The organism is Marinitoga arctica (genome assembly GCF_054657315.1).
In genome coordinates this window covers 26,577-38,756 of record NZ_BAAHYY010000007.1, presented here as the reverse complement: position 1 = coordinate 38,756, position 12,180 = coordinate 26,577, and the positions used below count along the sequence as shown (strand labels likewise).

General features: G+C 25.3%; 11 protein-coding genes. 3 read left to right on the top strand and 8 right to left on the bottom strand.

Annotation, left to right across the window (positions count from 1 at the left end):
- Positions 1-3: 3 nt before the first annotated feature.
- Positions 4-1,275 carry a hypothetical protein gene (locus tag ACYQ44_RS03510; protein WP_459995258.1) on the bottom strand — a complete coding sequence of 424 codons (1,272 nt, stop codon included), beginning with the start codon at positions 1,273-1,275 and terminating at the stop codon, positions 4-6.
- Between the two features lie 222 nt (positions 1,276-1,497).
- Here ACYQ44_RS03510 and ACYQ44_RS03505 point away from each other — a divergent pair, with 222 nt between their 5' ends.
- Positions 1,498-2,850 carry a glutamine synthetase family protein gene (locus ACYQ44_RS03505; protein ID WP_459995256.1) on the top strand — a complete coding sequence of 451 codons (1,353 nt, stop codon included), beginning with the start codon at positions 1,498-1,500 and terminating at the stop codon, positions 2,848-2,850.
- 30 nt (positions 2,851-2,880) lie between these two features.
- Here the strand turns inward: ACYQ44_RS03505 and ACYQ44_RS03500 are convergent, their stop codons facing one another.
- The 6 genes from ACYQ44_RS03500 to deoD all read right to left on the bottom strand — a co-directional run bounded on the left by ACYQ44_RS03500 (position 2,881) and on the right by deoD (position 10,167).
- Positions 2,881-3,120 carry a glutaredoxin family protein gene (locus tag ACYQ44_RS03500; RefSeq protein WP_459995255.1) on the bottom strand — a complete coding sequence of 80 codons (240 nt, stop codon included), beginning with the start codon at positions 3,118-3,120 and terminating at the stop codon, positions 2,881-2,883.
- A gap of 116 nt (positions 3,121-3,236) precedes the next feature.
- On the bottom strand, positions 3,237-3,551 hold the full coding sequence (locus ACYQ44_RS03495; RefSeq protein ID WP_459995252.1) for an STAS domain-containing protein: 315 nt from the start codon (positions 3,549-3,551) through the stop codon (positions 3,237-3,239).
- A gap of 44 nt (positions 3,552-3,595) precedes the next feature.
- Positions 3,596-5,584 (bottom strand): glycoside hydrolase family 13 protein, encoded by a 1,989-nt coding sequence (locus ACYQ44_RS03490; RefSeq protein ID WP_459995251.1) that lies wholly within the window; start codon positions 5,582-5,584, stop codon positions 3,596-3,598.
- A gap of 4 nt (positions 5,585-5,588) precedes the next feature.
- Positions 5,589-7,388: a ribosomal protection-like ABC-F family protein gene (abc-f, locus tag ACYQ44_RS03485; protein ID WP_459995250.1), complete on the bottom strand. Its 1,800-nt coding sequence runs from the start codon at positions 7,386-7,388 to the stop codon at positions 5,589-5,591.
- Positions 7,389-7,616: 228 nt separating this feature from the next.
- On the bottom strand, positions 7,617-9,365 hold the full coding sequence (locus ACYQ44_RS03480; protein WP_459995249.1) for a sensor domain-containing diguanylate cyclase: 1,749 nt from the start codon (positions 9,363-9,365) through the stop codon (positions 7,617-7,619).
- A 94-nt stretch (positions 9,366-9,459) separates the two neighbouring features.
- On the bottom strand, positions 9,460-10,167 hold the full coding sequence (gene deoD, locus ACYQ44_RS03475; RefSeq protein ID WP_459995287.1) for a purine-nucleoside phosphorylase: 708 nt from the start codon (positions 10,165-10,167) through the stop codon (positions 9,460-9,462).
- Between the two features lie 163 nt (positions 10,168-10,330).
- Here deoD and ACYQ44_RS03470 point away from each other — a divergent pair, with 163 nt between their 5' ends.
- Positions 10,331-10,861: a chromate transporter gene (locus ACYQ44_RS03470; protein ID WP_459995248.1), complete on the top strand. Its 531-nt coding sequence runs from the start codon at positions 10,331-10,333 to the stop codon at positions 10,859-10,861.
- A gap of 1 nt (position 10,862) precedes the next feature.
- Positions 10,863-11,369 (top strand): chromate transporter, encoded by a 507-nt coding sequence (locus ACYQ44_RS03465; protein WP_459995247.1) that lies wholly within the window; start codon positions 10,863-10,865, stop codon positions 11,367-11,369.
- Here ACYQ44_RS03465 and ACYQ44_RS03460 read toward each other — a convergent pair.
- Positions 11,366-12,172 carry a bifunctional 5,10-methylenetetrahydrofolate dehydrogenase/5,10-methenyltetrahydrofolate cyclohydrolase gene (locus ACYQ44_RS03460; protein ID WP_459995246.1) on the bottom strand — a complete coding sequence of 269 codons (807 nt, stop codon included), beginning with the start codon at positions 12,170-12,172 and terminating at the stop codon, positions 11,366-11,368. The two genes, ACYQ44_RS03465 and ACYQ44_RS03460, sit on opposite strands and share 4 nt — an antisense overlap.
- Positions 12,173-12,180: the final 8 nt, after the last annotated feature.

The following is a 12,180-nucleotide window of genomic DNA, read 5'->3' as shown; positions in this document are numbered from 1 at the left end:
CTCCTAATAAATTTTTTTAGTAATTTTTTTTGTATAATTGAAAATTTTTGATTGAATATAAAAAATAATTTCTAAATTATCAGGATATTTTTTAAGAGGGAAGTTTTCTAATATATATAAATTATCTTTTATTTTTAAATATTTTTTAAGTGAATTATTTATTAGTAATATTCTTTCATTAGTTTTTATTACAATTTTATTAATATCTATATTCTGAGATAAATTTGTATTTCCATCTTGGACGTAAAAAGATATAAATAAGTTATTATCTATCTTTTTGTCAATTATTATTACATTTCTTGGGACACTATGAATATTTACTATTAAAGAACCTTCAAGTTTTTTATTTTGATGATAAAAATATATTTTAAATTTTCCAGGATATGCATTAGAAGAAATATTAATTGAATGCTCTTTTATTGAAATATTTGGGGTTAATAAGGTTTCTGGTATTATTTTGAAAGTTATATTTGAACTTTCAGCAGGATTATCAAATTTATCATATGATGTATATTGTATTTTAGAATTTTTTGGTGGAAAATGAATAGTATCTTTAAAATATGTGGCTAAGTCTATAATATTTTTTTCAAATTTTATTTTATACGGTACATTTGGAATAATTTCAAAATTAATGTTTTTCTTTATTTTATCATCTATATTTAATGAAAAAACGTATTTTCCAGGTTTAGTAATATTAAATAGCTCTAATTCATAAGATCCCTTACCCGAAGTTTTTATATTATTTTTCACATATGGAAAAATAGAAAGATTTTCAAAAGGAAATATTATCTTATTATCATATTTATCGATATAATATAATTTGAAAGGTATTATAATTTTTTCAGAAGCTTGAAATGTTCTTTTAGGAATTTCAATTTTAATATCTATAGGTTTATCTGGAATTATTTGAATATCCAATGAGGTGGAATTATCAGAATGAGAAAAAGTTAATGTATAAGTTCCTGACTTTGTGAAATTATGAAATTTTAAATAATTTTTATAAATAGAAATTGAAGCGCCATTAGAAATGGGAGATATAGAAATTTTATCTATAAATTCTCCTGGAGTAGCAGCAAAAGTTTGTTTTGTATATACCTTAAAAGGTATAGAAAAATTTTTTGTTGCAACATAATGGGTATTTTCCAGTAATATATTAAATTTTTTAGTTTTTTTATATATTTCTTCAAAAGTTTTTTCTTTAAATTGAAAGATTGAACAACCTGAAAAAATAATAATTATTATAAAAAATATTAAAAAGTATAATGTTTTTTTCATATTACACCCCCTATTCGCTCTCTAAACTATTATACAATAAAAATAAGAATTTTTAAAGAAAGTATAGATATAATGTTCATGGTATTAAATTAAAAAATAAAATGATTAAATAAAATAAAGCCTTTTATTCAAGTATAATCTGGTAAAAAATTCACTAATCGGACTATGAAAAAAATTTCAAAAATGATATAGTTAAGTTGAATAAAATATGGAGGTGACGGTATGCTAAATTTCTATAAGATTGATAAAATTCCTGAAGATTATGATTTCCTAGATATTATGGTTGTCGACATAAATGGAAAATTAAAACATGTGGCCTTACCTAAAAGTTATGTGAATGAAAAAATATTCAAAGAAGGAATAGGTTTTGATGCGTCAAACTTTGGATTTGCAAAGGTAACTGATTCGGATATGGTTGCTATACCAGATATATCTAAGATGTATTTAGAAACAAATAATGAAATGAAAATCATTCACATTTTTTCTGATGTTATAAATCCTTCAACAAGAGAATATTTTGATCAATATCCAAGGAGTATATCTAAAGAAACATTAGAATACATAAAAAATTCCAAGATAGCAGATGATGTAAAAATGCTTGTAGAACTCGAATTTCATATATTTGATGATGTTAATTATAAAACATCTTCTACAGAGTCATATTATATCTTAGAAAATGCTGAAGGACTAGGAGAGAATAATGATAAGCCAAAAGCGAGTGGTTCTTCATATCATTTAAATGAACCATATGATGTTCATTTTGATTTAAGAAATAAAATAGTAAAAACATTAGAAAATGCCGGGATACCTGTAAAATATCATCATCATGAAGTTGGTATTGCTCAACATGAGATAGAATTAAACTTTATGAGTTTGGTAGATGCTGCAGATAATGTTACTTTAGCGAAATATTTAATTAGAAGAATAGCAAAGGATTATGGATTATATGTTACTTTTATGCCAAAACCTTTATATAACATGCCAGGAAATGGAATGCATGTTCATCAATATTTAGAAAAAGATGGAAAAAGTTTATTTGTTGGTGATGGATTATATAATTTGAGTGAATTAGCTTTAAACTATACTGCAGGGGTTTTAAAACATAGTTTATCTGGATCATTATTAGCATGGTCTAACCCAAGCACAAATTCATATAAAAGATTAGTTCCTGGATTTGAAGCTCCTATTTCTGCATCTTTTTCAAAGGGAAGCAGAAGTGCAGCAATCAGGATTCCAGGGTATTTAAGTAAAGCTGATACAAGAATTGAATTTAGAACAGGTGATGCTACTTCAAATATTTATTTTTTCCTTTCTGCGATGGTATTAGCAGGTATAAATGGAATAGAAAATAAGTTTGATCCTGTAGAAATGGGTTTTCATTCAAAAGGCGAAAATAATAAAGAATTTCCATTAAATTTAAAAGATGTTGTTTATGGACTTAAAGAAGATAACGGATATTTAAAAACATTCCCAAAATCATTAATTGAAAAATGGGTGAATACAAAAATAAAAGAAGCTAATCTTGTTTATTCAATTCCGTTGTCAAAAGAATTTGAATTATATTTTGATTTATAAAAACAGCTCCTGCTTTTGCAGGAGCTGTTTTTATATTCCTAAAAGTCTTTCTATTTTTGATTTATCAAATCCAACAATTATTTGATTTCCAATTTCGATTACCGGAACTCCCATTTGTCCAGTTTTTTTAACCATTCTTTCGGCAGCCTTTTGATCTTTTTCTACATTATATTCTTTAAAAGGGATGCCTAATTCTTTAAAATATCTTTTAGCTTTTTTACACCAAGGACATCTTGAAGTTGTATATATTGCAATTTTTATATGAGCCATAAAATCCCTCCTTATATTATATACAATTTGTATATATCACAGTATTTATGCCATATAAAATTTAAAATAAAGAGCATTTTTTGTTAAAAATAAAAAAATCTTCCCTAGCGGGAAGATTAATCAACGTTATATTCTTTTATCGGAATAATTTTATCTAATCTAACAATTTCAATAACTTTTTTAACATTCTCATTTCTCACGTTATGCAATTCCATTGTTCCACCTTTTTTCTTAAAATTCATAAAGAAATATAATATTCTACCTAACCCACTACTATCGATATAATCTAACCCTGACATATCTATAAATATCCTTTTTATTCCATTTTCTGCTAATTCATTTAATTCGTCTCTTAGTTCTTCAGAGTTATTTATGTCGACTCTTCCTTGCAAAAAAATTGTTGCACTATTTCCATAAATTTCTTTTTTCATAATATTCCTCCTCTCATAGTACACTTTGATTATATCACAAAAAATTATATTTTTTTTAATACAATAGCACATTTTCCCGGTATGTTTCCTTTTATTATACCTTGATAAGCCTCGATTTCTTCAAAATCAACACTTTTTGTACTAAATATAGTCCCTAATTTATCATTTTCAATTTCTAAAATCCATACAGGAATTTCAAAATCATATGGAGTATCATTTATATTGATAATAACTATTATTTTCTCTCCAGAATTCCATATTCCGTAAGATATGAAACCTTTGTTCCATTTTAAAAATTCAATGGAACCTTTTCTTAAAGATGTATAATCTTTATAAAATTTTATCATATTTTTCATAAAATTCAAACGCTCTTGATATTCTTTTTCATTTAATCTATCCCATGGAAATGTTCTTCTATTGTCTGGGTCTGTCCAACCAGCTAAACCTATTTCATCACCATAATATAAACCAGGAGATCCAGGTAATGTGAAAGTCATTAAGTAACCGATTTTGAATATTTCCCAGTCAATTCCATTTTCAGCATCTTTATGACCATTAGTTTGTGCTCTTCCAATTTTTTTAGTAGTTCTAGTGGCCCATCTGGAGTGATCATGATTACTTAACTGGTTTAAAGAAACATATTTTGAATTTAAAGGTAATTGGCTCCAAGCCCACTTTAGATGCTCTATAAACCATTCAGAATTCCCAATTAATTCTGGTTTGAAGTCATCATTATGCTTTTCTGTTCCTGTTAAAAAATAACTAATTGGATCCATAGCTCCAATATAATTCATAACTCCATCCCATGATAAACTCTCAAACCATTCTTTGGGTGATTCGTAATCTTCTGCGAAAATTATAGAATCTTTATTAGCTTTTTTTACTATTTTTCTAAAATACCTCCAAAAAGTTTTGTTTATATTTTTACTTTTTCCCAAATCTCTTGCTACATCTAATCTCCAACCATCTGCATTGTATGGCGGACTTACCCATTTTTCCCCAATTTGGGAAATATATTTCCATAGTAACATTGTTTTGTCATAATTTAATTTAGGTAAAGATTTATATCCCCACCAACCTTCGTAACCATCTTTATGCCAGTAAAAATATTCAGATTCAGGGGAATTTGGATCATTAGCTACACCCACATTTTCTCCGTAAATTTTATATTCGTTTACCCATTTATGATATGAACCACAATGATTAAATACACCATCTAAAATAATTTTTATTCCTCTTTTATGAGATTCTTCAATTAATTTTGAGAAAAGTTTATCACTCTCTATTAAATTCTTTTCAGAGGTTGTTCTAATTTTATATTTTTCATTAATATTTTCAGAATCTTCGATAATAACTCCTAAATGTGGATCAATATGTTCATAATCCTGAGTATCATATTTGTGAGGACTTGGAGATACGAATATAGGATTTAAATATATTACTTCAATACCAAGCTCTTTAAGATAATCTAATTTATCAATAATTCCTTGCAAGTCCCCACCATAAAACTCTTTATGGCCTTTAGTGGGGTGAGGTAATTCATTCCACTTTTTCTTTTTTATTGGTTCTCCATCATATATATATTCATTATCAACGGGATCATTTGAAGGATCACCATTATAAAATCTATCAGGGAAAATTTGATAATAAACTGCACCAATTGACCATTCTGGAACTTCAAAGTCAGGTATGATAACATAATCCTCAATATGTCTATGAGTTACAATACCTCTTGAATCATATTTAATTTTTTGTTTTTTGTCTAAGAAATCTATTTCAAAATGATATCGTATAAACCTTTCAGTTAATATAAATTTAGTTGAAAAATACCAGAATAAATTATTTTCCTTTTCTAAATGCATAGGTGTATGTTTATATTTGTTTGAGTGTTTTTGAGTTAATAAATATAAATTGCCAGCAACCCTTCCATATTGTTTTGGAACTCTAATTTTAATACAAATTTCATCTCCGATTTTTGGGTTAGTTGGTGTTAAAAAATTTTCGCTTTGGTCGGAATAAATTCCGAAAATCATAAAATCATCCTCCAATATTTTTTAATTCTTCTAATTCTAAAATTATTTCATTTTCTCTTTTTGAAATTTCATCCATTTTTTTTTCTAATAAACTTTTTTCTTTTTGTAATTCTACAAGTTTTTGATAATTATTAGAATAAGAAGACATTAATTCTTCTACATCTTCGATTTTTAATATTATTTCTTCAAACAAAATTTCTAGTTTTTCTTTTTCTCTAGTTAAAGATTTTATTTTATTTTTAATTTTTTTTGATGTTTCAAAATCAATATTTGCTTTATTTTCTTTTTTTAATTTAAAAGAATCATTTAGTAATTCGGGCAATATTGATTCAAAAGAGGTATATTCTAATATGTGGCCATCTTTTATTAAAAAGAATCTATCAGAAATATTTTTTATTAAATTTTCATCGTGAGAAACCATTATTATAGCCCCTTTAAACTCTTTTAAAGTTTCCTCTAAAGTTTGGACTGTAAAAATATCTAAATGATTTGTAGGTTCGTCTAATATTAATACATTAGGTTTTTGCAAAATTAGTTTAGCAAGAGCTAATCTTGTTAATTCTCCACCACTAAGAGTATCAACATTCTTGAAAACATTATCACTAACAAATCCAAAACGACCAATATACTTTCTAACTTCAAAATCTTTCCATTCTGGGACATCGCGCCATATAATATCCATTACATTTAAAGATTTGTTTAATGATGAAATAACTTGGTCTAAATAACCTATTTTGATATTATATCCCCAATTGATTAAGCCATCATCACATTTTATCTTCCCCATAAGTAATTTTAATAATGTAGATTTACCACTTCCATTTTTACCTAAAATAGTTATTTTTTCTCTTTCGTTTATTTTAAAATTTATATTTCTCAATATCAATTTATTTGTGGAGTATCCAAAATTCAAATTTTTAACTTCTAATACATTATACCCTGTTCGTTTTGGTTCAGGTATTTTAATTTTTATAACTTGATCTTCTTTTAATAAATCAAGTTCATTATATTCATTTATGAGTTTATCACGTATCTTTTCTCTAAGCTTAGCTTGCCTCATCATTTTTTCTGTTCCCCATTTTCTAAAACGTTCTATCATTACATTTAATCTCTCAATTTCTTTTTCAATATTTTTTTTTCTTGCTGTGATATTAATTAACATGTTCTTTCTATTGTTAATATACTGATCATAATTTCCTTTAAAATCCCATATTTTGAAATTATTTATTTCCCAAAATCTATTTGCTAAAGATTTTATAAAATTCCTATCATGTGAAACAAATATTAAAGCTCCTTTATAGTTTTTTAAATAATTTATAAGCCAATTTATGGAATATATATCTAAATGGTTTGTAGGTTCATCAAGTATTAATAAATTGTAATCACCAGCTAAAATTCTCCCAAGGCCAAGTCTTGTTAACTCTCCACCACTTAAAGAATGTATTTTTCTGTTCCAAGTATTTTCTTCAAAACCCATTCCTTTTAAAATAGAACGAACTATTTTGTTCTTCATTTCATCGGTAGCACTTTTCTCAATTTCTTTTAGTACATATTCAAATAATGAAAAATTTAATTCATCTGCTCTAAATTGCTTTAAGTATCCTAATTTTAAGTTTTTTGTTCTTAAAACAGAGCCCTCTAAAGGCTCAATTTCGTTGTTTATAATTTTTAAGAGAGTTGTTTTTCCAGAACCATTTGGACCAATTAAAGCAATTTTATCATGTTCGTAAACAGATAAATTGACATCATAAAAGATGTCTTGATTTCCAAAATTATGAGAAACATTTTCTATTTTAAAAAGCATTTTTTCACCTCGTGAAACATTTAAAAATTAATATTATATAATTACAAAATTTTATTAAAACAACTGTATAATTATAGCATTAAAATTTTAAATTTAAAAACACCACAAAAATGTTTTTATCCATAAAATTTATAGCTAACAATATTTTAAATTAAGATTTTAAATTTTATACTTTTAATTATTCATACTATGCTTAATTTTTGTTATTCTTTTTTTCTTTAGTTAATACTAGTAACTTTTTATTATTTTTTTTTTGTTTTTATACATCATCTTATCTGCAATATCAAATAATTTATTAATATCTTCACCGTCATCTGGGAAAACAGAGCATCCATAACTTACTGATAAATATATTTCTATATTATCATATTTGAAAGGTGTTGAAAGAGTTTTATTTATTTTTTTTATTACATTTTTTGCTCCATTTTTATCTGTTCGAGGTAAGGCAATAATAAATTCATCACCACCAATTCTTCCAAAAATATCACTTTCTCTTAAAATATAAGATACTTTTTTTGTAAAAAATTTTAAAACTTCATCACCAATATTGTGACCATAAGTATCATTAATTTGTTTAAATTTATCAATATCCATATATATAAAAGACATTTTTTCTTTATATCTTTTTTCAAATTTCATTAATTCAATTGATTTTAAAATGAATGTTTGTCTATTATAAACTTTTGTCAAATAATCAAACTTCGCAGCTTGTTTTAATTTTTTATCGGTTTCTAATTTCCACAATAAAAATTCAATATTAGATTTTAAAACCCTTGAAAAATCTAATTCTATTTCATCGAACGAATTATTAAAGGAGTCGAAGTTTATAAACCCATATAATGTTTTTTTAACCTTTATAGGAATGATTAAAGTTTCTTTTATTTCATTGATTTTTCCACATTTTTTTAATATATTTTCATTATACTCTGAAATTGGATGAAAACCATCCCATTTTTTTACAATGTATGGTTCGTTTTTGAAAAATTTTTCAAAATCAACTTCAAAATTTATTTCTTTTAATTTTTCAAAGTTAAACCCTTTAACAGCTTTATATTCATAATATTTTCCATTTTTAAAAATAAAACTACCAGCATCTGCATGAGGAAACAATTTTACAAACTTATCTAATATTTTTTGATATAAATCTTCAGTGTATCCTAAAGCAATAATTTCGTTTGAAAATTTTAATAGCTCATTAGATAAAAGATTGCTTGCTTTTAATGCCTCTATGTATTTTTTTTCTTTTGTTCTATCGATACCAGAAGAAATTACATATTTAATTTCTTCATTTTCTTCTATATAACCGTTATGCCAAGAAACTAAATACTTTTCTCCTTTTTTGCTAATAATTTCATTTTCATAAAATTCTACTTTATCCATTTCTTTATTAATAATTTTATTAAATACCATTTTTATTTTATCTCGAATACTTTTTTCAATAAAATTATCAAACCAATTTAATCCAATAACAGCTTTTTTTTCTACATTTAGCAATTCACATGCTTTATTATTTATATCGTATATATTTCCTTTTTTATCTAAAACAACATTTATAGTTTGAGAAAGATTAAAATAATTTTCAAATTTTTTCTTTTCTAAGTCCAGCTGGCTTTCTAAAATTTTTCTTTCCGTTATATCATATGCTATTTCTTGTATTATATAATCATTGTTTTTTAATAATATAGGCGAAATATGGACCTCAAACCATTTTATACTTCCATGTTTTGAAATGTATTTTTTTTCAAATATTTGCATAAGATTTTTATTTTCTATAGCTTTTTTAATTCTTTCTAATATATCAATTTCAGTGTCATAAATATGTTTTTCATATGAAATACCGATCATTTCATCAGGCGATAAGTAACCTAACATTTCTGCAGCTCTTTTATTTGCTTTTATTAATTTTAAATGCTTATCCCAATAAAAAACAGCATTATCTGTGTATTCAAATAATCCTTTACATAAAATATCTTTCATTTTATCACCTAAATTTATATATAATTTTAAATATTATAACATAAATTTTTAGAAGTTATGTAAATCTAAAATAAAAAACGGGGATTACCCCGTTTTATGCCATTTCTAAAGCTATTTTCATCATATTAGTAAATGATTTCATTCTTTCTTCACTGGATGTAGCTTTCATGGTAACTAATGAATCTGAAACGGTTAGCAAACATGCTGCATTCTTTCCTGTAACTTGAGCATTAGCAAATAAAGCAAATGATTCCATTTCAACGGCTATACAACCATATTTTTCTTTTATTTTTTTATAGTTATCAAAATTTTGTCTGTAGAAAACATCAGAACTATGTATTCTTCCTTTGTGAATAGGTATATTTAAATTTTTTGCAGCATTTTCTAATTTAATATTTAATTCAGAAGAAGGCTTTAATATTTCATCTTCTATTCCTGCCATTACTTTTGCATAAGTTGATTCGCTATATGATTCTTCCACTAAAATAACATCATATAAATCAATTTCATCAGTGTAAGCTCCGCAAGAACCAACCCTTATGATATTTTGGACATCATAAAATTTAAATAATTCATAGGAATATATACCAATACTAGGCATTCCCATTCCACTACCCATTACACTAATTTTCTTTCCTTTATAAATGCCAGTATATCCGAACATGTTTCTTACTTTATTAAATAAAATAGGATCTTCTAAAAAGTTTTCCGCTATAAATTTTGCCCTTAATGGATCACCAGGCATAATAACTGTTTCAGCAATTATTCCTTTTTTATCTACCTCAATATGTGGTGTTGGTATCATATAATCTCCTCCTTGTATTCTTTAGAAACGTCATAATTCCCTTGTTAATATTATACACTTTTGACTGTATAAAAATGTCTCAATATAATTACAATTAAGAAAATTGAAATTGAAATAATTATGGTATTATAATATTGAATTATAACATGGGAGGAATGCTATGTTAAATCTTTTTTTAATATTTTTTAGAATTTCAGCAGTAGCCTTAGGTGGAGGTTATGCTATGATTCCTGTGATGATGAAAAATTTAACTTCTAAAGGATATCTCTCTGAAGATGAGTTTAAACATATTTTAATAATAGCTCAAGCAATACCTGGCCCTATGGCGTTTAAAGTTTCATTTTTATCAGGTAAAAAAATTCAAGGTATTAAAGGGGCAATAGTTTCATCTTTAGGAGTAATACTTCCACCGTTTATAAGTATTATATTAGTAGCCTCTATATTAAAAGAGTATTCAAATAACGTTTATGTTTCTGGTTTTATTAAAGGGGCATATGCATCTTTGATAGGTATGGTTGCTGGTATTTTGTATGATTTCATAAAAACTACAAAGATTAAAAAATATGATTTATTTATAATACTTTTTTCTGTGCTAATAATGTTCTTTTTTCCAAGATATACAGTTTTAGTATTTTTTTCCGGAGTAATACTTTTCTATTTTTTTGATAAAGGATTTGATAAAAATGTTTAAAATGGTTTTATTATTTTTTGAAATTGGATTTATTTCATTTGGTGGTGGCTGGGCTTCTTTGGGGGTAATAAAACAATTAATACTTGAAAATAATTTGTTAACAGAAAGAGCCTTACAAGAAGCAATATCTATATCACAAATGACTCCTGGCCCTGTAGCAGTAAATCTCGCTACATATATTGGATATTTAAAATATGGTTTTTTAGGAGCTCTTCTTAATACATTTTTTTTGGTAATTCCTGCAATTATATATTATTTTACAGCTAAATTCTTATTGAAAAAATTTAATGTAAATAGAACTAAATTAATAAAATCTTTGAGATTAGGTACAATTATTTTAATTTCAATGACATTTTTATCAGTTTTAAAACCAGTAATTGTTGAAAAAAATTTAATAGGCATTTTAATATCAATATATGCTTTTATATTATTTATGAAAACAAAGCTTGACCCGATTTATATAATTTTAAGTTCTGCAATTATTGGATTGATTATAACCTTTATTTAATTATTGTAATAAAGAAATGCCTTTATTAAATTTTCAAATAATATGAGAGAGGTTATTTCACCTACACCCCCAGGTACTTCTGTTACATATGCAATATCATAAACTGTTGAAGATACATCACCAACAATGTGACCATATTTAAAGTTTATTCCCACGTCAATTATTATAGTATCTTTTTTTACCATATCCTTTGTTATAAAATCTGGAATACCAACAGCAGATACTATAACATCTGAATTTAAAGTTATGTTCTTTAAATTTTTAGTATGACTATGACATATAGTAACTGTGGCATTATTTTTGCTATTTGATAATAATATAGATACAGGTCTTCCTACAATAACACTTCTTCCTATTACGGTAACCTTTTTTCCATCTAATGTTGTAAAATCATTAAGTATTCTTTCGACAGAGTCTGCTGTACATGGTTTAAAATAGGATTTTTCATATAATAAGTTTCCTAAATTAAAAGGTGTTATACCTTCAATATCTTTCTTAGGATTAATTTCAGAAATAATTTCATAAGGATCAAAAGGTAATGGTTGAGCTAAAAAAATCCCATGAACATCATTTTTATTATTTAGGATATGTATAGTTTCAAATAGTTCATTTTTTGAAGATAATTTGATTAAATCAAAATCAATATGTAACTTTTTTGCTAATTTTCTCTGTGAATTTAGATATGCCAATGTTGGTTTTTCAGGATTTAAAGCAACACTAGTTAACTTGATTTTATGTTTTGTCGATGTTTTCAATATATTCTCTGTAATTTTTTTTGCAAGATTGTCAATATTAATAATCATAATATCAC